Source organism: Desulfobacterales bacterium, assembly GCA_030066985.1.
GTDB lineage: Bacteria > Desulfobacterota > Desulfobacteria > Desulfobacterales > JAHEIW01 > JAHEIW01.
In genome coordinates this window covers 1-20,020 of record JASJAN010000001.1, presented here as the reverse complement: position 1 = coordinate 20,020, position 20,020 = coordinate 1, and the positions used below count along the sequence as shown (strand labels likewise).

At 49.9% G+C, this 20,020-nt stretch carries 15 protein-coding genes; 5 read left to right on the top strand and 10 right to left on the bottom strand.

The genetic code is table 11. From position 1 onward, the window contains the following. Positions 1-208 precede the first annotated feature (208 nt). The gene (rsmA, locus tag QNJ26_00075) at positions 209-1,063 is read right to left on the bottom strand and encodes a 16S rRNA (adenine(1518)-N(6)/adenine(1519)-N(6))-dimethyltransferase RsmA (GenBank protein ID MDJ0983905.1); all 855 of its coding nucleotides are present in this window, start codon (positions 1,061-1,063) and stop codon (positions 209-211) included. 264 nt (positions 1,064-1,327) lie between these two features. Here rsmA and QNJ26_00070 point away from each other — a divergent pair, with 264 nt between their 5' ends. The 3 genes from QNJ26_00070 (at position 1,328) to QNJ26_00060 (ending at position 5,829) form a co-directional block, all read left to right on the top strand. Next, entirely contained in the window at positions 1,328-1,699 is a 372-nt protein-coding gene (locus tag QNJ26_00070; protein MDJ0983904.1) for a hypothetical protein, read from the top strand. A 229-nt stretch (positions 1,700-1,928) separates the two neighbouring features. Beyond that, positions 1,929-4,919 (top strand): insulinase family protein, encoded by a 2,991-nt coding sequence (locus tag QNJ26_00065; GenBank protein MDJ0983903.1) that lies wholly within the window; start codon positions 1,929-1,931, stop codon positions 4,917-4,919. A gap of 121 nt (positions 4,920-5,040) precedes the next feature. Further along, positions 5,041-5,829 carry a sugar phosphate nucleotidyltransferase gene (locus QNJ26_00060; GenBank protein MDJ0983902.1) on the top strand — a complete coding sequence of 263 codons (789 nt, stop codon included), beginning with the start codon at positions 5,041-5,043 and terminating at the stop codon, positions 5,827-5,829. 422 nt (positions 5,830-6,251) lie between these two features. Here the strand turns inward: QNJ26_00060 and panB are convergent, their stop codons facing one another. The 9 genes from panB to QNJ26_00015 form a co-directional block, all read right to left on the bottom strand. Next, the gene (gene panB, locus QNJ26_00055) at positions 6,252-7,103 is read right to left on the bottom strand and encodes a 3-methyl-2-oxobutanoate hydroxymethyltransferase (protein MDJ0983901.1); all 852 of its coding nucleotides are present in this window, start codon (positions 7,101-7,103) and stop codon (positions 6,252-6,254) included. Positions 7,104-7,244: 141 nt separating this feature from the next. Beyond that, a complete protein-coding gene (locus QNJ26_00050; protein ID MDJ0983900.1) occupies positions 7,245-8,168 on the bottom strand; it encodes a 2-dehydropantoate 2-reductase in 924 nt (307 codons plus the stop codon). A gap of 151 nt (positions 8,169-8,319) precedes the next feature. Next, positions 8,320-9,303 (bottom strand): dipeptide ABC transporter ATP-binding protein, encoded by a 984-nt coding sequence (locus QNJ26_00045; GenBank protein MDJ0983899.1) that lies wholly within the window; start codon positions 9,301-9,303, stop codon positions 8,320-8,322. Continuing rightward, positions 9,296-10,303 (bottom strand): ABC transporter ATP-binding protein, encoded by a 1,008-nt coding sequence (locus QNJ26_00040; GenBank protein MDJ0983898.1) that lies wholly within the window; start codon positions 10,301-10,303, stop codon positions 9,296-9,298. Before QNJ26_00040 ends, QNJ26_00045 begins: the two co-directional genes overlap by 8 nt. 145 nt (positions 10,304-10,448) lie before the next feature. Beyond that, positions 10,449-11,729, bottom strand: coding sequence for an ArgE/DapE family deacylase (locus tag QNJ26_00035; GenBank protein MDJ0983897.1), 1,281 nt, complete (start codon positions 11,727-11,729; stop codon positions 10,449-10,451). 66 nt (positions 11,730-11,795) lie between these two features. Continuing rightward, the gene (locus QNJ26_00030) at positions 11,796-12,620 is read right to left on the bottom strand and encodes an ABC transporter permease (protein MDJ0983896.1); all 825 of its coding nucleotides are present in this window, start codon (positions 12,618-12,620) and stop codon (positions 11,796-11,798) included. Next, a complete protein-coding gene (locus QNJ26_00025) occupies positions 12,617-13,561 on the bottom strand; it encodes an ABC transporter permease (protein ID MDJ0983895.1) in 945 nt (314 codons plus the stop codon). Before QNJ26_00025 ends, QNJ26_00030 begins: the two co-directional genes overlap by 4 nt. A gap of 196 nt (positions 13,562-13,757) precedes the next feature. Continuing rightward, positions 13,758-15,254 carry an ABC transporter substrate-binding protein gene (locus QNJ26_00020; GenBank protein MDJ0983894.1) on the bottom strand — a complete coding sequence of 499 codons (1,497 nt, stop codon included), beginning with the start codon at positions 15,252-15,254 and terminating at the stop codon, positions 13,758-13,760. 40 nt (positions 15,255-15,294) lie between these two features. Beyond that, on the bottom strand, positions 15,295-16,299 hold the full coding sequence (locus QNJ26_00015; protein ID MDJ0983893.1) for a P1 family peptidase: 1,005 nt from the start codon (positions 16,297-16,299) through the stop codon (positions 15,295-15,297). 252 nt (positions 16,300-16,551) lie between these two features. Here QNJ26_00015 and hisS point away from each other — a divergent pair, with 252 nt between their 5' ends. Together hisS and aspS are read left to right on the top strand one after the other, a co-directional pair. Beyond that, the gene (gene hisS / locus QNJ26_00010; protein ID MDJ0983892.1) at positions 16,552-17,811 is read left to right on the top strand and encodes a histidine--tRNA ligase; all 1,260 of its coding nucleotides are present in this window, start codon (positions 16,552-16,554) and stop codon (positions 17,809-17,811) included. Positions 17,812-18,114: 303 nt separating this feature from the next. Beyond that, the gene (aspS, locus tag QNJ26_00005) at positions 18,115-19,881 is read left to right on the top strand and encodes an aspartate--tRNA ligase (protein ID MDJ0983891.1); all 1,767 of its coding nucleotides are present in this window, start codon (positions 18,115-18,117) and stop codon (positions 19,879-19,881) included. Positions 19,882-20,020 lie beyond the last annotated feature (139 nt).

The window sequence follows — 20,020 nt, the reverse complement described above, 5'->3', positions numbered from 1 at the left end:
TGCGCCAATTAAAGTTTACCACGAAGGTCACGAAGTTTGTTAAGATCTCTTAATGCCATTCTTGGTGGTCTTCGTGGTTTTCCTCTTTCTAGATCCCTTTTAAATGGATAATTTTGTGTGCGGTATCCAAAAGAGCTCTGGTAAAACATAATATGCTTGTCGAACCGGGTCAAGACACATTCAGATAAATATTCACCCCAAACGACGGTTAGCTTGATTTGCCAACCTGCGCTAAACTGATTTGAAGCGCTACAAATTCAGCCACATCGAGGGTCTCTGCTCGCCTCGCTGGATCAATGCCGGCGGCCTCCAGTGCTTGTTGCGCCGTTTGCGGTTTAATTTTAAGACCACTGCTCGAGAGGGCATTTCTTAGTGTTTTGCGCCGGTTTCCAAACGCCGCCTTGATCACCTCAAAGAGCATGACTTCATCATGCGCGGGATATTCACGCCTGACGTTAAAATCAACCTCGACGACCTCTGAATCGATTTTAGGAACCGGATAAAAAAGTGATGCCGTCACCGTGGCGATGGATTTAATTTCGGCACAATACGCCAGCATGACCGTAAGTCTCCCGTATTCCTTTTTACCGGGGCCGGCCGTAATGCGACGGGCCAGTTCTTTTTGAAACATCAAAATCGCGCGGCTAACATTTTTGCGGGCCTTTATGAGCTTGATGAGGACCTGCGAAGAAATGTTATAGGGCAGGTTTCCGACGACTATCAAGGGACGATCTATCTTTCCCGCCAACAACGGTAAATCAACTTCCAATATGTTTTTTTCGATAATCGTCACATTGGATCTTTTATGAACCAGTAACTCCGTTTTGAGTAACTGAGTCAACTGGGGATCTTTTTCGATAGCAAAAACATGCTGTGCCGTTTTTGCCACCGGGATGGTGAGTGCCCCCAATCCGGCACCAATCTCAACAACCGTATCCGCTGGTGAAATCTGGGAGTTTCGCACAATCATGCCCGCCGTTGAGGGATCGACCAAAAAATGTTGCCCCAGTTTTTTCTTGGGTCTAAGGTTCCAGGCCTTGAGCAATGCTTTCGGAGAAGTCATCTTTTTTTCAGTAGTTAAAGGTTGTGTTGGTTCATGATTTAACACTGTTCACCACAAAAGCACAAAGATCACAAAGAAATGAAATCGCATTTTTTTCTTAAGTTGTTCCTTGTGTGCTTTGTACCATTGTGGTTTTATTTATCTACCGTTTGGCATTATCTTGACTTTTTGGGGTTTTATCATTAATTTTTACCGCAAATTCCATAGGTTCACCCATTTTTAGCGTGTCAGAAAGCGCACATCTTTTTGCGCGAGGAGGCTCTCATGACGAGAAAAAAGGGCAAAGGTATCAGTTTCGATGCCATGGTAAAATTTTTCATGCAGAATTACAATATCCCGACCAAAAAAGACGTTGATCGTTTAATGGCAAAAATGGATCGATTGGAAAATTTGATCCTGGCAGGTATGGCCAGCGGTGGATATCCGCTAAATGGACAGAGGGGGCGGCGCAAAGCGGCGGTTACGGCAGTGGATATGGTTTTTGAAACCATCAAGCGCTCACGTAAAGGGCTCGGATTTGCTGATATCCAAGCCAAAACGGGATTTGGCGAGAAAAAAATCCGCAATATTATTTTCCGCTTGAATAAAATTGGCAAAATAAAACGCAAGAGCCGCGGCATCTACGTAGCTGCCTGACGCCATATTTCTTACCTGATCTGCAACTTATTGTTACCGGTGTTTAAATCTTGAATCGGTGCAGAGATCGACTGAATAGTTGAATTCTACCGCGAAAGCATGAAAGGACGAAAATACAAAATAGAATAAAAAATTTCGTGCTTTTTATCTATCGTGATTTCGTGGGAAATCTTTATAAAACGACAAGATTATCCAAAATGACCAACACCTTATTAAGAAAGTTATCATGATGAGCAAATTTGTGGATTCCCGAAATTCAGATTTTCGTCAAGGTGAACAGGTGGGTAACTATGCTGTTAAACGGGTCGTGCCTTTAGAGCAGATTCGATCTTTTTTCTACGACCTCGAGCATATCAATACCGGAGCACGGCACATTCATATCAGTAACGAGGATGCTGAAAATACGTTCAGCGTCGCTTTTAAAACCGTACCGGTCGACTCAACTGGTGTTGCCCACATTCTTGAACATACAGTACTTTGCGGTTCCCAACGCTATCCAGTTCGTGACCCTTTCTTTTCGATGCTCAAAAGAAGCCTGAGCACTTTCATGAATGCCTTTACCGCCTCCGATTGGACCATGTATCCTTTTTCGACCCAGAACAGAAAGGACTATTTCAACCTTTTGGATGTCTATCTGGATGCCGCCTTTTTCCCCAAATTGGAAGAATTGAGTTTCAAACAGGAAGGGCATCGACTTGAAATTGAGGGCGATTTAAATTCTAAAGATCCCGATCGGTTTCGCTTGACTTACAAGGGTGTCGTTTACAATGAAATGAAGGGCGCCATGTCTTCACCGGATCAGGTTATGGTGCGTTCGATCCAGAAAGAATTGTATCCGTCAACAACCTATCATTACAATTCCGGCGGAGATCCGGCAGAAATTCCCAAATTGACTTACCAGCAATTGAAAGAATTCCACCGGCACCACTACCATCCCAGCAATGCATTGTTCTATACTTACGGCAATGTGCCATTGGCTGAAAGCCTTGTTGCCATTGAAGATATGGTATTGCAGAAATTCAAGCGGGTCAAACCCGATACGGATGTGCGTGCACAACCACGATGGCGCAAGCCGCGGGTGGCTTCATTTCCATATCCATTCAACCCCAGCGAGGATCCGGCGAAAAAATATCAGACCTGCGTTGCCTGGCTGGTGGGCGATATTAAGGATGCCTTTCACCTTTTAACCCTGGCCCTCCTGGAGCAAATCCTGTTGGGAAACTCTGCAGCACCATTGCGCAAAGCGCTCATTGATTCAGAACTCGGCTCTGCCTTGTGTGACGGTTGCGGGCTGGATACCGATAATCGGGATACGGCTTTTATTGCCGGTCTCAAAGATGTTGAAGCGCAGGCCGTCGAAAAGGTAGAAGCCATTATTTTTGAAACCCTGACCGATCTGGTCAAAAAGGGCATTGATAAGCAACTTATTGAATCAGCCATTCATCAGATCGAGTTCCATCGCAAGGAAATAACCAATACACCTTATCCATACGGTATTAAACTCTTACTGGCATTTACCAGCCCGCTTCTGCATGGCGGAGATCCGGTCAAGATTTTAAAATTTGATGATGATCTTAAAAAGTTGCGTGATTTAATGAAGCGCGAACCGTTTTTTGAGAGTCTGATCGAAAAAAGACTCCTGAACAATCCTCACCGCATCCGACTCACCATGGTTCCGGATCAACAAATGGAGCAAAATGAGACCCTCCGGGTGCAAGACGAATTAGAAGATATTAAAACCAAGCTGTCGCGCTCTGTGCTGGATAAAATCCAACAAGACAGTAAATCTCTTCAACAACTTCAAGAAACCAAAGATGATGTGTCCATTTTGCCGACCCTGGCGCGAGAAGATATACCCGCTTCAGTCCCGATCGTTAAAGAGTCGCAATATGAACCTTCTTCTGTCACCACGATATATCGGCAGCCGACTTCCGGAATTTTTTATTTCGCGGCGTCGGCCGGTGCCGGTAGTCTACCCCCGGAACTGAGCCCGTGGGCCCCCTTCTTTTGCTATGCTCTGACCCGCTGTGGTACCGGAAAGCACGATTACACCCAGATGGCTCGCCGAATTGTCGCCTATACCGGCGGGGTCGGGTCAGCGACTCATGCCCGCACGCGTTATGATCAGGACGGGAGCTGCTTGCCTTTTATATCATTTAGCGGTAAATGTCTGGACCGTAATCAGGAGCATTTGTTTGGCATCATCCAAGAGTTTATCGCCGATTTTGATTTTACCGACCATTCGCGCTTAACCAGCCTTTTGAAGGAATATCGCGCCGCACTTCAAACCATGATTGTCCACAACGGACATCGTCTAGCGATCTCGGTTGCTTCCCGAAATGTTTCTCCTGCCCGGGCGCTCAGCGAATCCTGGAGTGGTATTCATCAGCTTAAAACCATTCAGCAGCTGACTGATGATCTCGATACCCGAAAACTCAATTGGTTTTCAAAGAATCTGAACGACATCGGAAAGCAAATTTTCGTGCGCAACAATTTCCAGATGGCGATCATCGGAGAGAAAGACACCTTAACTGGCGCCAATCGGGCATCAGCGGAAATTTTTAGGCAATTGGCAGACGGAAAAAGCGAAGGATTTGGTCCGCCCCGCATCCACAAAGGCAATGGTTCACTGCGCGAGGGTTGGAGTACGTCAACGGCTGTGTCGTTTGTTGCACTGACATTTGAAACCGTTCGTATGACTCACGCTGATGGCCCGGCTCTGACGGTCATCAGTAAGATTTTACGATCGATGTATCTGCACCGTGAAATTCGCGAGAAAGGCGGGGCCTATGGAGGGTTTGCCATCTACAATCCGGAGGATGGGTTGTTTGGTTTTGGTTCGTACCGCGATCCCCATATTGTTACGACACTAAATGTCTATACCGCTGCAGCAGATTTTATCCGCAGCGGTGCCTACTCAGAAGAAGACGTCAAGGAAGCGATTTTGCAAGTGTGTTCTGAAATAGACAAACCGGATCCACCGGGACCGGCTGCCCGTAAAGCCTTTTACCGCAAAATTGTTTCACTTTCTGACGATATTCGCACCCAGTTCAAGGCGCGTTTGCTATCGTTAACGCGCCGCGATATCCAGCAGGCTTCCGAAAAATATTTTGACCCCCAAAGCGCAAACAGTTCGGTGGCCGTCATTTCAAATGAAGAAAAACTCAAGGAGGCCAATCAACAATTGGCGGATCAGCCCCTTAAGCTGTTGCAAATTTGATGGTCAAAAAAATTTTCTAAAATGCTTAAAAAAAAGTCATTCACTATTAGAAGTGCTAAAACCACTCGACCCAATACCGAAGTTTTGTGTTAGTCTGATCACTATTTAGAAGATACGACAAATGGAAAAAATAGGTCTTATCCCTGCGGCCGGCATCGCCGAACGGTTGGGGTCTTTGGCATTCAGTAAGGAGCTTTTACCTGTCGGCTTTAAGGCGGATAAAAAGCAGTCTGAGCTGAAAGCGGTTTCTACCTATCTTTTGGAAAAATTCCGTCAGGTTGGTATTAACAAGGTTTATGTGGTTATCAGGAAAGGGAAATGGGATATTCCTAACCACTATGGAGACGGAAGTGAGATCGGTGTCCAACTGGCTTATTTGATAATGACCCATCCTTTTGGTGTGCCCTACACATTGGATCAAGCATATCCATTTGTAAAAAAATCGAAAATATTTCTTGGATTTCCTGACATTTTATTTGAGCCTGAGAATGCTTTTGCGGTGGCTGATACCGCCCTTGAGCAAAAAAGCGCCGATTTAATGCTTGGGCTTTACCCCGTGCAAGACAAAAGACAGGCGCAAAAAAGCGACATGGTAGATTTTGAAACAGATGGCCGCATTACACAAATTGATGTCAAACCGGAAGCAACTGAACTTAAGTTTAGTTGGACTTTCGCTATCTGGAAACCGAAATTTACGTTATTCATGCATGACTACTTAAAAAATGATCTGGCTAAAAGACATAAAGGCGCAATCCAAGCCGAAATTTACCTTGGCCATGTTATTCAGGCTGCTATCGAAAATGGATTTTCAGTTTTCGGGCACCCTTTTGCCGATTCTCATTTTATAGATGTGGGACATCCAGATGATCTTGCAAAGGCGATAAGAGATTACTTTGTTGATAGATTTTAACTATGGGGCAAGATCCATTCACCGCTTTTAATTACATGATCTAAAAATTCATAAATTCTTGCATTTCAAATCATCCAGAACCTTTCAATATAAGAACCTCTGACGAATCGATACAATTAACCCCTGACTTGTAAATCGATGCGCAATTTTTTGCTGCCAAGTAGCATACCTGCAATCTGCAAAACAACATATCGATTGATTTAAATCCCATCTAATTCTATAAGTCCGTTAACCGATATTGTATCGTCCAAACGGCTAGTGATTTCTTCAACATACCTAAACTTAAGGTGTGACTCCCGGCAAGTTGTGATATCATATTGCCAAACAAACTTGTAACCGACATTCTTATTCTGTCAAATCAATTACAGGCAAGGGCATCTGAATTTTGAATTCTAATATCTGACCAACTCTCCCCGACACATTTATTTTTCAATCATCATTTCTAGTTGTGCAAGCGTCTCCGCCGGCATTTTGAACGAATGCTCCGCAGCCGGAAATGTTGCGGCCTGCACATCTTTTTTATAAGCCTGCATGGCGTCCAGAATAATAGTCCGGATCTGGGTATATTGTTTGACGAATTTGGGCACAAACTTGTCGAACAGGCCAACCATGTCGTGGGTGACCAGTACCTGGCCATCCACCTCCGGTCCGGCACCAATGCCGATGATCGGAACCCTGACCGCTTTAGAGACCAACTTGCCGAGCGGGGCCGGTACGGCCTCCAGAACAATCGAAAATACACCGGCGTCTTCCAGGCCTCTGGCATCATCAATGATTTGCTTGGCTGCTACCGCGTCCTTGCCCTGCATTTTAAAGCCTCCCAGAGCGCTGGCCGTCTGGGGTGTTAACCCGATGTGACCCTGGACCGGAATGCCGGCCTTGACGATCGCATCAACAGTGGGGACGAAATGCATACCGCCTTCCAGTTTAATGGCATCACATCCCCCTTCTTTCATCAGACGGCCGGCGTTGTGAATGGCTTCCCGGATCGAGGTGTTATAGCTCATAAACGGCATGTCGCCGATCACCAGCGGTCTTTTACATCCCCGTACAACCGCTTTGATATGATGGATCATGTTTTCCATCGTGACTTCAACGGTGCCGTCCAATCCCATAACCACCATGCCCAATGAATCTCCCACCAGTACCATGTCAATCTCTGCCTGATCTGCCAACAAACCAAACGGGTAATCATAGGCGGTCAGCATCACCAGTTTACGGCCTTCAACTTTGGCCTGCTGGATTTCTAATATGCTAGTTTTCTCATTGCTCATTATTTGCTTTCTCCTTCTTCTTCATAGATTCATCGGATTTTAGGTGTCAGGTGTCAGAATGGTGAAACCGATGACGTAAAAATTGACAAAATCCGCTCGTTGTCGTCTTTTCCTGACACCTGAACACTGAAACCTGAAACCTTATTTTAGGTAGTGTTCCTCCATCGTTTGAACCAACGCTGTGAGCGTCTGATTGACCGGCGCTTCAATTCCCAAACGTTCGGCTTCACGCACAACAAAGCCATTAATGGCATCAATTTCAGTCGGCCGACAATGATCCACATCCTGCCCCATCGAGGAGCGGTTGGCGGCTGTGGCGCCGGCCACCTGGAAAACATGATCGACGGCATCATTGCGAATGTTGATATCCTGGGCCAGTGCCACACTTGCAGCTTCTTTAACCGCTGCGCGACTGAGATCCTTGGTGCATTCAAGGTCAAGAATCTGACCGTTTTTGATTCCGCTTAGGGCCGTGATGGCATTAATGCCGATATTGACCAGCAGCTTATCCCAGAGCACCGGGCGGACATCTTTAACTGCAGCAGTTTGGATACCGCTCTGGGCGAATTGATCAGCGATTTGCTGTGCCCTTTTGAATTCGCTTTCACCTTGGGACCACATGCCAACAGTTGTGGGGCCGGCACCGGCGTGTCGGATGGATCCGGCCTCGAGCATGGTAGAGCCATGCGCTGTTGTCCCGACCAGGATGCGATCGGGTGAGAAGAACTGTGCGATCGTTTCAGCATTGCCCATACCGTTTTGGAGGGTCATCACCAGGCCCTCTGGGCATGCCAGGTGCGCGGCTGTCTGGGCGGCGGCTTTGGTTTGGGTTGATTTTACAAAAATGAGCACCAGCTCCGATTCACCGATTTTTCCCGGATCGCTAGCGGCTTGCAGCTCGATGTTGCGGGCCTTGCTGTCAAACTCGATGGTCATCCCGTTTCGGTTGACCGCATCGATGTGCTCCTGCCAGACATCAAAAAGCCAGACATCATGTCCGCCTTCAGCCAGAAGTGAGCCGAAGAGGCTGCCCATTGCGCCGGCGCCCACAATCGCAACTTTCATATTTTTCCTCCGTTACTGGACACTCCGATAGCAAACAAAAAAAAATACCACGAAAAAACGAAAACGCGAAAGGTAAAAAGAGTATTTCGTGCTTCTCAGATTCCGTGTTTTCGTGGTTAAAATATGATGTTACAAAATCATTATGAAAGATTTACAGTCCTCTGCTATCATTTAACCAACAGGCCACGAAATGCTGCGGTGCCGCCTCCACCAGCAAAGGTTTCTCGGTCTGACAGCGCTCAAAGGCATGCGGACATCGCGGATGGAATGTGCAACCCGCCGGCGGATTTATTGGACTGGGCACATCACCCTCCATGGGAAACGGCTCTTTTCCGCAGTGGGGATCGGGCATGGGCACAGACCGCAGCAGGGCCGCCGTATAGGGATGACGAGGGGTATTGCTGAAATTTTCAACAGGTGCCAGCTCGACGATCCCGCCCAGATACATCACGGCAATGCGGTCGCTGATATGTTCGACCACACTTAAATCATGGGAAATAAAGACATAAGAAAGCTGAAACTCATCTTTGAGGTCAGCCATTAAGTTGATAACCTGGGCTTGAATGGAAACGTCCAGGGCGCTGACCGGCTCATCGGCAACGATCAAATCCGGTTTCACGCACAGCGCTCTGGCAATACTGATGCGCTGGCGCTGTCCGCCCGAAAATTCGTGCGGGTATTTGTCCAGGTCGGATGCCCGCAGGCCGACTTTCCCAATGAGTTTGGCAGCTACCTTTGTGCGTTCGTTTTTGGTAAGGCTTTTTATGGCACGCAAAGGTTCGGTAACAATGGCATCCACTTTCATGCGGGGATCGAGACTGGCGTAAGGATCCTGGAAAATAATCTGCATGCGGCGCCGCAGCCCTCGCATCTCCTTGGCGTCCAGCCCCATGATCTGCTGTCCATCAAATTCAACATTGCCGCTGGTGGGCTCGACCAACCTTAGAATCAAGCGCCCCAGAGTTGTTTTCCCGCAGCCGGATTCCCCCACCAGGCCAAAGGTTTCACCGCGGGCCAGCTCAAATGAGACGCCATCAACAGCTCGGACTCGAGCCTGTTGTCTGGTAAAGAATCCAGCGCCAAGCGGAAATTCCTTGACCAGATGATTGACCCTTAGTAGCGGACGATCAAACACTTTGTTTTCTCCGATCCGGATAGCGTTTGAGCCAACAGCGTGCGCGCTGACTGTCACTAATTTTAAATAATTCGGGTTGTTGCTGGCGACAGGCATCGAATGCATGTGGACAACGGTCGGCAAAGCGGCAGCCGACAGTCGTCTCCGTCAAGGCGGGAACGGTCCCGGGAATTTCATTAAGCCGCGGTGTATGCCCGCCTTTGTGCTCACCCAATCGCGGCATTGATTGCAAAAGACCCTGAGTGTAGGGATGAAAAGGTTGATCAAAAATGTCCGTCATGCGCCCCTGCTCAACGACCTGTCCGGCGTACATGACCACCACCCGTGAGGCCATCTGGGCCACCACCCCTAAATCATGGGTAATCAGCAACACAGACATATTCAATTCCGATTTAAGACTCAGCATCAGGGACAGGATCTGGGCCTGGATGGTGACATCCAAAGCGGTGGTTGGCTCATCTGCTATCAGCAATTTGGGCCGACACACCATGGCCATGGCGATCATGACCCGTTGACGCATACCGCCGGAAAGTTGGTGAGGGTAATCCTCAAGCCGCTTACGGGCCGCCGGGATTTTAACGTGATCCAGCCATGCCGCTGCTTCTGCGAGGGCTTCTGATTTTGAAAGTGCCTTATGAACCATCAGCGGTTCGGCGACCTGCCGTCCGATCGGCAGTACTGGATTTAAGGAGGTCATGGGTTCCTGAAAAATCATGGCGATATCACGACCCCGAATATGGCGCAATTCTTCAGCGTCCAGGCGCAGCAAATCCTGATTTTCAAATTGGATACGGCCGGTATCGATCCGGCCTGGTGGTGACGGGACCAGACCTAAAATGCTTAAGGCGGTGACGCTTTTACCGCAGCCGGATTCGCCCACCAAACCCAGTGTTTCGCCGGCAGCCAGATCAAGGCTGAGACCATCCACGGCGCGGGCGATGCCTTCGGAAACCTCGAAGCTAACCCTAAGCTCTTCAATGACGAGTAGTTTATCATTCATATCAAGGCTTTGATTAAGCTAACCCCCCCTTTTTGGTTTCAGGTGTTCCGTCTGCGGCGGAACTTTAGAGCCTGACACCCGAAACCTGACACCTGCGGCTCTTCTCTATAACTGATATCGGTTTCATAGTAGCGAAATTATTCTATTAAGCAGGCGGTTGGTACAAAAAATGAAGGGCCGTCAAAGCATAAACCTTGGCGGTTTCAATCAGTTGATCCAGATCAACCCATTCATCGATTTGATGCGGTACGTGACGATCGCCTGCGCCCATGGTGACAATGGGTATATTTTTCATCGAATGCAAAAAAGTCCCATCAGTGGCACCGGGCACGCCTGCGTAAATCGGTGGTTTTTGACTGATGGTTTGGGTCGCCCAAGCTGCGGCTTTGACAATGGGCTCGCTTGGGTCGGTCTGCGTGCAGGGCCTGTCGGTTATAATGTCAACCTGGACTGCCAGATCGGGACTGCGCTGCACATCCAGCATTTGATCGTACTGTACATAGTTCTTACGAACGTCCTGGGCAACATTTTTAGCCAGGATTTTCAGATCTGCGATGATGTCTTGATGAGACTGTGCCGGTGTTGTTCGAACGTCAACCAGCACCATGGCCTCCCTTGGCACAACGTTAAGCTGCGGTACGCCGGCGGATGGGGCCTGAATAACGGTTGGTGTGAAGCTGGGCCAACCTAAATGCGGATCGCATCCGACGGCAGTGGCCGTCTTTTTTTCCAGATGGTGCAGGCCGTCAATCAACCGGGCAATGGCCGGCGCACAGTTTAGACCGGTCAACGGCATGGCACCGTGGCTCATGCGGCCGACGATACGATAACGGGCCCGAACAGCGCCTTTCTGAGAAGTGCAGATCAAGCCATCCTGCGGTTCGCAGATGACAGCAGCGGTTATGCTGTCGGCATGACCTTTGTTTATAAAATCCACCACACCAAGCATTTGGTCTTCTTCATCACATAGGACGCCGCCGATAATGGAACCCTTTAGTGCAATTGCTGCAGTCTTTATGGCCTTCATCGCAATTAGCATGGCCGCCAGATTGCCTTTGGTATCATTGGTGCCGCGACCATACATTTGTCGACCGACGATTTCAGCACCAAAAGGATCGTAGCGCCAGGCCGAAACATCACCGGGCGTCACCACATCGGTATGGCCTTCAAACATCAGGTTGCGATTTTCTGATGCCCCCCGCCATTTGATGATGATATTGGGTCTGTTGGGAGTGACCTGATCGACTTGAACCTCAAAACCCTGCGATTGCGCCCAACGAGCTACTTTTTCCGCCACAGCCTGTTCACTGGTGCCGGCCGCCGGATCCCACACCGAGTTGATGCGCACCAGCTCAGCCGTCAAGGCAATTAACTCCTCGGGGTCGATATGACGAAGAACTTTTTGTATCGTTTCTGAAGGTATCATGGCTATGTAATTTTTTTGAATATATATGGTTTTCCATCCGGTCCGCCCAGGCGGACCGAATAAAAACTACCTGATTCGGACCATTTTTGGATCAAGCGTATCCCTGAGTCCGTCCCCCAACAAATTGAAGCCCAGTACGGCCCAGGCAATGGCCAATCCGGGGAAGATGGCCATCCAGGGTGACAGTGACATATAGGTTTGCGCTTCGTTTAGCATTCGGCCCCAGGAGGCGTGCGGGGGCTGGGTTCCCAATCCAAGGTAGCTGAGCCCGGCCTCGGCCAAAATAGCCACTGCAAACTGAATGGTGCCCTGGATGAGCAAGGGCGAAATAATATTGGGCAGCACGTGGCGCCAGGCAATTGACCACTCACTGATACCGGCCGCCCGGGCGGCGACAATAAACTCCCGCTCCCAGATGACCATCGCCACTGCCCGGGTCAAACGGGCAAATACCGGGATATAAAAAATACCGATCGCCAGCATGGCATTGATCATCGACGGACCCAGAATCGAGGTGATCAAAATAGCGGTCAATACCGCCGGAAACCCGAATAAAAAGTCCGATAAACGCATGATGGACTCATCAACCCACTTGCTGTAGTAAGCCGCTACCAGCCCCAATGTGACGCCAACACTCAAACCGATGGCGACTGTCATCAATCCGACGATGATCGAGTTGACCGCCCCCACCATCACGCGTGAAAGGGTATCGCGGCCGTACTGGTCTGTGCCCAGCGGGTGTTGCCAGGATGGGCCCTGCAGTCGCAGTTTGGCGTTCATGCGGTTGGCTTCAAAAGGGGTCCAGATAAGGCTGAGCACCGCCGCAATAACCACAATCAGCGACAGGATAAATCCGATGGTAAAGTTTTTATTTTTAAAGAAGCGTTTCATTCCAGCTGTATCCTCGGATCGACCGCGGCGTAGGCCAGATCGACGAGAAAATTGATGATGACGACGGCTGCCGCCATAAACAAAACGATATCGCGCACCACCGGTAAATCCCGTTGGCCGATGGCATTGAATACGAGTCTTCCCAGACCCGGCAGAAAAAAGACATTTTCGATGATAATCGCCCCTGCCAGAAGCTGTCCCAACTGAAGCCCCATAATGGTCAGGACCGGTACCAGCGCGTTGCGCAAGGCATGCCCGTAGACAACGGTCCGTTCTTTGAGCCCTTTGGCGCGCGCCGTGCGTACGTAATCCTCACGCAAAACTTCCAGCATCGAAGAGCGGGTCAGACGAGTCAGAATGGAGGCCCGGATGGCACCCAGCGCGAAGGCGGGCAGCAATAGCGCTTTGAGTGAACCCCAGAAATCCGTGCCCCAGCCCGGAAAACCCCCGGCGGAAAACCAGCCCAGTTGGACCGAAAACACCAGGGTCAGCAGGATACCAAACCAGAATTCCGGGGTAGCCAGCCCCAGTTGGGTGCAGAACATGACCGTCACGTCGCCGGATTGGTTTTGATGCCGCGCGGCGTAGATGCCGAAAGGCAGCGAAATGACAAGGGCGAACACCATGGCCAGAAGGGCCAGCGGTCCGGTCACCGCCAGGCTGTCGCCAATTAATTCAAAAACGGGCATTTTATAATGAATGGATTGGTGGCTGCGGCCTAGTAAAAGATTCCCCATCCACTGGGCGTATTGTCCCATAAATGATTTGTCCAGGCCCAGCTCAGCACGCAGATTCGCCAGCGATTCGGGGGTTGCATTGATTCCGAGAATAATCTGCGCCGGGTCACCGGGAAGCACAAAAAGGACCGCAAATACCGCAATGGAGACAAAGAACAGCAGAATCAGCAGGATGAGCAGCTTTTTGATCAAATAGCGGAGCATGCGTTTAATTCAGGGAGGCAGTTTTTATTATTGATGTATTTTCATTTCGGTATTGACCACAAAGAACACAAAGATGCACGAAGACATACCAAAAAAGATTTACTGCTTCGTGTCCTTCGTGAACTTCGTGGTAAAATTTTTTCCGCATAGAATGGAGATACTTAGCATAATACCCAGCTTTCCAACAATGTGCCGATTACCGCTTCCACCACACCTCTGTGCAATCGAGTGCGATTGTGGGGTAATTCTCCCACCAGTTCATCAACTCGATCTTCATGGCAGACAGTGCCGGTGACAGGAACAAAAATCCGTTGACGGCCTCCTCGGCGACGATTTCCTGACAGCGGCCGAACCATTTGGCTTTTTCCGCTTCGTTGGGCGCTTTGAGTGCTTTGGCATAGGCATCCCGAAATTCCTGGGAATCGAACTGGAAATAGTAATCCGGATTGGCATATATGCCGATATCCCATGCTTCGGCGTGTCCGATCATGGACAGCTCAAAGTCTTTTTGCTTGAAAATGCGATCCAGCCAGAAGCCCCATTCAACAATCTCGATTTTGAGTTTGATCCCGATTTGACCCAGCATGTCGGCGATGACTTCGCCTGCGCGTTGTGAATAGGGATAAATGGCCGGCAGCTTGATGGTGGCCGAGAAACCATTCGGATATCCGGCCTGGGCCAGCAAGGCCTTGGCTTTTATCGGGTCATAGGGAAACCGACCGGTCATATCCTTGTAGTAAGGGGTAACAGGCGGCCAGTGGGAGCCGATAACGGTGCCGTATCCGGCCATGACCAGGTCAATGACCGTCTGGCGGTCAATGGCAAGCGCAATCGCCTGGCGCACCAGCTTGTTGTCAAAGGGTTTGGCTTTGTTGTTGGTGGACATGATGACTTCAGAGGTGGACGCTCCCGAAAGCACTTTAAAGCGTTTGTCTTTGGCGATGTCTGCCGCCAGTTCGGGTGCAAACAGCCAGCCGATAAGATCCACATCACCGGCTTTTAAAGCGGCAACCTGCGCACTGGGGTCCTTGATGAAGCGATAGGTGACTTTGTCCAGATAGGGCAGGACCGGGTTCCAGTATTTCTCGTTTCTGACCATTTCCACGCTGTCGCCCCGGGTCCATTTGGCAAATTTAAACGGCCCGGTTCCGATGGGCGCGGCAGCCGTATTTTCGTATCCTTTCATCGGCAGCATGACGGCATCGCCTTCGGCCATGTGAACGATAAACAGGGCGTCAACATCTTTGAGAGTGACCTTCAGGGTCTGACTGTCGGGTGTTTCAATATTTGCGATAACCCGGAAAAATTCAGGATGGGCATTTTTCGTGTCCTGTGCTGCGCCGCGTTCAAGGTTCCACTTGGCGACCTGGGCATTGAAAGCTTCTCCGTTGTGAAACTTGACCCCCTGGCGCAGTTTAAACGTATACACTTTGCCGTCCGGCGACACATCCCATTGGGTGGCCAGCCCGGGCACAAATTGGCCGTTGCGGTCGACTTTGACCAGTCCTTCCATGATATTGGCGAAGACGACCCGATCGATGGCAGCCGAAGCGCTTGCAGTCGGATCCAGCCCCGGTGGCTCATCCCCCACGCACAGCACCAGGTTTCCGCCTTTATTGGGTGCCTCTGCCCAAACCGGTGCAATTGAAAGCGTGATAGCGAATGCCAGAGAAAGTAAAAGCAGTCTCCTCATTATTTTTCCTCCCTTTTTTCTGAAATGAGATGAACATTATTTATCGATCATCAAGGTCGCAGAATGCCGTCATGCCGGCGGCACTCTTAGCTGTCAGGATGGCCCTTATAATGGCTCTTGATAAACAGTCTGCTGCAGCGTGACCGATGTCGGTAACCGCCTGGGCCTGGGTCGCACTGAAAAAACCCTGCTTTTGGGGTAACTTTTGTTTGCCGGTGGCCATGCAAAAAATGGTATCGCCATCAAACATCGTGTGTGCCGGTCGAATGGCCCGCGCCATACCGTCATGGGCCATCTGGGCGACTTTGCAACCCTGGGCCTTGCTCAGCTTGGCATCGGTGGCGACCACTGCAATGGTGGTGTTCTGGGCTGCAGCGGCTGCAGGCAGTGGTGGCAGTTTCACGGCCCGTTTTCCCTGTGGGTCGAATTCCTGCTCGATTTGCAGGCCTATTTCCCATGGTTGCCCGCTGGCGGGATCGATGACTGATCCGCCTGAATTGACAGCGGCCAATGCGGCCACCGTGATGCCGGCGTCCAAAACGGCGCTGGCGGTTCCCAGCCCCCCTTTGATGCTGCCTGCCCAGGCGCCGGTGCCGGCGCCCACGCAGCCGCAGGCGACCGGGCCACTGCCGGCGGCTTGGCAGGCTTTTTCACCCCATTCGGCACAAACTGGGGGAACAAAATCAGATCCACGATCGAGATCATACAATACCGCTGCCGGGACGATCGGTGCGACATATCCTTTATCCAGCGGGAATCCGAAACCGTTTTTCGCCAGCCAACGCACAACGCCGTCTGCAGCGGCCAGACCATAAACCGAACCGCCGGAGAGCACCACCGCCTGCGCTTTTTCAACCAGATTGGTCGGCGCCAATAGATCGGTTTCCCGGGTGCCGGGCGCCGAACCGCGTACGTCAACAGCGGTCACCGCGCCCTCGGTACAGACAACCACAGTCACCCCGCTGGCAGCAACCGGGTCGGTGTAATGGCCGACGGTGATGCCGGCCACATCGGTAAGAGTGTTATATTTGCCCGCAGTTGTCAATTATATGCGCCTTTCCTTTCCAAGAATGGTTTTGTACCAGAATATAGTCAGACTAATATATATCCAATTGAGTTTAAAAGTAAATCAATTAGGCAATCACTGTTGGGGTGTCAAGTCTTAAAAAAAATATTAAGGTTGACTAAATTGGCGATATTAAGATAAAAAATCAGATTTACTTGAAAACAGAATAAAAACACCGTCGCAGGCCTTCTATTTTTGAACGCCTATCGGATGTGAAGGACACCCCATTCAATGATCCAGTTAATCAGAGGATTTAAAGATATTCTCCCCGGCGAAATTGAGCTGTGGCAGGCAATTGAGAAGGTGGCACGTGAGCTTCTGGAAGACTTTGGCTTCCAAGAGATCCGTATTCCCATTATGGAGCGCACCGAGCTGTTTGCCAGAAGCATCGGTGAAGACACTGACATTGTCGAAAAAGAAATGTACACTTTTCCGGATCGCAAAGGCGACCTGATTACGTTGCGCCCGGAAGCGACGGCTTCTATTGTACGGGCTTACATCCAACATCGGCTGCATGCCAAGGATCCGGTCCAAAAACTTTACACGATCGGTCCCATGTTTCGAAGAGAGCGACCGCAGAAGGGAAGGTACCGCCAGTTTTACCAGATCAATGCTGAGATTTTCGGTGTCCCATCCGGGCTGGCGGATGTCCAGCTGATTTATCTTTTAATCACTTTGTTTAAGCGATTGAAGGTCGCTGATGTTAAAGCCCACATTAACTCACTGGGCTGTCCGACATGCCGGCCTAAGTATAAAGACGCCTTATCGGACTTTTTGACCTCCATCAATGACCAGCTGTGCGCCAACTGCCAGCGACGAAAGGATCGTAACCCGTTGCGCGTGCTGGACTGCAAAGTTCCGGACTGCCGGGCGGCGCTGGCGGATGCACCTTCCATCATCGATTATCTCGATCCGGAATGCAAAGCCGACTTTGATGAAGTTCAACAGATGCTGCAAAAATTGGGTGTTTCCTTTGTGGTGGATAAAAACCTGGTACGCGGTCTGGATTACTATGCGCGCACCACATTCGAGATCCAGACGGCGTCCCTGGGAGCCCAGAATGCGGTTGCCGGCGGCGGCCGCTATGATGGGCTGGTCAGTGAACTGGGGGGACCGGATATACCGGCTACCGGCTTTGCGATTGGATTTGACAGACTGACGGAATTGACCGGTCTTGAGACAAAACAATTTTACCGCCAACCGGTTATCTTTGTGGCGGCATTGGGGGAGCAAAGCCGTTTGCAGGCGTTTGAGTGGGTTTGTGCTTTAGGGGCTGAAGGCATCAGCGCTGAGCTGGATTTTAGCGGCAAGAGTCTAAAAAGTCAGATGAAACGGGCCGATCGGCTGGCAGCCGGATATGTTCTGATTGTCGGTGACGACGAGCTCAAAAAGGGGGAGGCTATTCTGCGGAATATGAAAACCAAAGACCAGGTTTCCGTTCCCCTTGAAGGTTTGGTTGAAGCCATTAAAAAGCGAATTGACGCCAAGTAGTTTAAAGCGTTGAAAATAAACTAACAAAATGTGAACCTTTTTCAAAAATAGTAGATCACGCTTTCCGGTTGGCCAGTTGAGTCCGCCTCCGGCGGATTGAGCCCGTAAAAAGAGGAAAATCGTCTAAATTCATTTCATGAACCGGCAAACGGGACAACGGGTAACGGGCACAACTTGTAGCATTCACGCATTTTGAATTGGTTTGTAATCCGCCACGAATATTGGCGGACCCATGGGCGCTAGATGCATTTTTGAAATAGGTTCCAAAACAAGGAGATGATATTGCCTGATCAACTAGGAAACATGCGCAGAACGCATCATTGCTGGGAGCTAAACGCCAGCGATGTTGACAAGGAAGTGGTTTTGATGGGCTGGGTCCATCGTCGGCGGGATCACGGGGGTGTGATCTTTGTGGATTTGCGGGATCGGGAAGGTATCACCCAGGTGGTGTTTAACCCAAAGGTGGACAAAGAAATCCATGCCAAAGCTCATGCCATCCGCAATGAATACGTGCTGGCGGTGCGGGGCAAAGTGGAAAATCGGCCGGACGACATGATTAATCCTAAATTGAAGACCGGCGAGATTGAGGTGGCCGTCACGGAATTCAGGCTTTTGAATAAGGCCAAAACCCCGCCGTTTCTGATTGAAGATGAGATTGATGCTTCTGAAACCATTCGGCTCAAACATCGTCACCTCGATCTGCGGCGTCCTGCAATGCAAAAGAACCTGATTCTGCGGCACCAAACCACGGCTGCGGTCAGAGAATATCTTAATAAAAACGGTTTCTTCGATCTGGAAACGCCCTTTCTAACCCGCAGCACCCCTGAAGGCGCCAGGGACTATCTGGTCCCCAGCCGGGTAAACCCAGGTCAGTTTTATGCCCTGCCGCAATCGCCGCAGATCTTTAAACAGCTTTTCATGATTTCCGGTTATGATCGTTATTACCAAATCGTGCGTTGCTTCCGGGATGAGGACCTGCGCGCTGATCGACAGCCTGAATTTACCCAGATTGATATTGAAATGTCGTTTGTGGGTGAAAACGACATCATGAAACTCACAGAAGGCCTGATGGTCCAACTGTTCAAACGGGTTCTGGGCATAAAAATTAGGCGCCCGTTTGCACAACTAACTTATGAGGAGGCTGTCGGCCGCTACGGGCTGGACAAGCCCGATACCCGTTTTGACCTTGAGCTTAAAGAAATTTCCGATATCGTTGCCGGCTCCAACTTTAAAGTGTTTGCCGACGCGGTAAAAAAGGGCGGCATCGTCAAAGCTTTGAATGCCAAAGGCTGCATACATTTTTCGCGCAAAGAAATTGACGATTTGACGGATTTTGTCAGTGTTTACCGGGCCAAAGGCATGGCCTGGATTAAGGTTAAAGAAGATGAATGGCAATCTCCGATCACCAAATTTTTTACGGATGCCGAAAAGAATGCCTTGGCTGAACGCATTAACATGGCGCCTGGAGATCTGGTCTTTTTTGTTGCCGACCAGCCCAAGATCGTCAACGAAGCCCTGGGTCATCTCAGAAATCACCTGGGCAAAACCCAGGGGCTGATCAACGAAAACGAGTACCATTTCTTATGGGTAACCCGTTTCCCGATGTTTGAATATGATGAAACCGAAAAACGGCTGCAGGCCCTGCATCATCCATTTACGTCGCCCCTGGAAGAGGATATTGCCCGTCTGGCGAAAGAACCTTTAGCCGTAAACAGCCGGGCCTACGATCTGGTGCTAAACGGTTTTGAAATCGGCGGCGGCAGCATCCGGATCCATCAGCGCAGCGTTCAGGAAAAGGTTTTTAAAGCGCTGAATATGGATCGCCAGACCTATGAAGGCAAGTTCGGCTTTTTATTGGATGCGCTGGATTCCGGTGCACCGCCACACGGCGGCATTGCCATTGGTTTTGACCGGTTGGTAATGCTGATGTGCGCTCAATCATCCATCCGGGATGTGATCGCATTTCCCAAAACCCAGAAGGCGGCTTGCCTGATGACCGAGGCACCTTCGGAGACCAGCAAAGCACAACTGGATGAACTGTACCTCAAGCTGAAACCGATAACGAAATAAAACCTCACTAAAGCGCATTCTGATTGATTTTTTCTTGACTTCTGTTAGGATAACAATTATTTAACCAACTTTATTTTGATCCCCAGCAGCTCAGTAGGCAGAGTCCGCCTGCGGCGGATTAACCACCGGGTTGTGGGAA

What these genes read in the sequence shown, in the direction of transcription:
- QNJ26_00025 (MDJ0983895.1), bottom strand. Translation starts at nt 13,561, where the DNA reads ATGCTCCGCTATTTGATCAAAAAGCTGCTCATCCTGCTGATTCTGCTG.
- QNJ26_00050 (MDJ0983900.1), bottom strand. Translation starts at nt 8,168, where the DNA reads ATGAAAGTTGCGATTGTGGGCGCCGGCGCAATGGGCAGCCTCTTCGGC.
- QNJ26_00070 (MDJ0983904.1), top strand. Translation starts at nt 1,328, where the DNA reads ATGACGAGAAAAAAGGGCAAAGGTATCAGTTTCGATGCCATGGTAAAA.
- QNJ26_00035 (MDJ0983897.1), bottom strand. Translation starts at nt 11,729, where the DNA reads ATGATACCTTCAGAAACGATACAAAAAGTTCTTCGTCATATCGACCCC.
- QNJ26_00030 (MDJ0983896.1), bottom strand. Translation starts at nt 12,620, where the DNA reads ATGAAACGCTTCTTTAAAAATAAAAACTTTACCATCGGATTTATCCTG.
- QNJ26_00060 (MDJ0983902.1), top strand. Translation starts at nt 5,041, where the DNA reads ATGGAAAAAATAGGTCTTATCCCTGCGGCCGGCATCGCCGAACGGTTG.
- hisS (MDJ0983892.1), top strand. Translation starts at nt 16,552, where the DNA reads ATGATCCAGTTAATCAGAGGATTTAAAGATATTCTCCCCGGCGAAATT.
- QNJ26_00040 (MDJ0983898.1), bottom strand. Translation starts at nt 10,303, where the DNA reads ATGAATGATAAACTACTCGTCATTGAAGAGCTTAGGGTTAGCTTCGAG.
- QNJ26_00020 (MDJ0983894.1), bottom strand. Translation starts at nt 15,254, where the DNA reads ATGAGGAGACTGCTTTTACTTTCTCTGGCATTCGCTATCACGCTTTCA.
- rsmA (MDJ0983905.1), bottom strand. Translation starts at nt 1,063, where the DNA reads ATGACTTCTCCGAAAGCATTGCTCAAGGCCTGGAACCTTAGACCCAAG.
- QNJ26_00065 (MDJ0983903.1), top strand. Translation starts at nt 1,929, where the DNA reads ATGAGCAAATTTGTGGATTCCCGAAATTCAGATTTTCGTCAAGGTGAA.
- panB (MDJ0983901.1), bottom strand. Translation starts at nt 7,103, where the DNA reads ATGAGCAATGAGAAAACTAGCATATTAGAAATCCAGCAGGCCAAAGTT.
- aspS (MDJ0983891.1), top strand. Translation starts at nt 18,115, where the DNA reads ATGCGCAGAACGCATCATTGCTGGGAGCTAAACGCCAGCGATGTTGAC.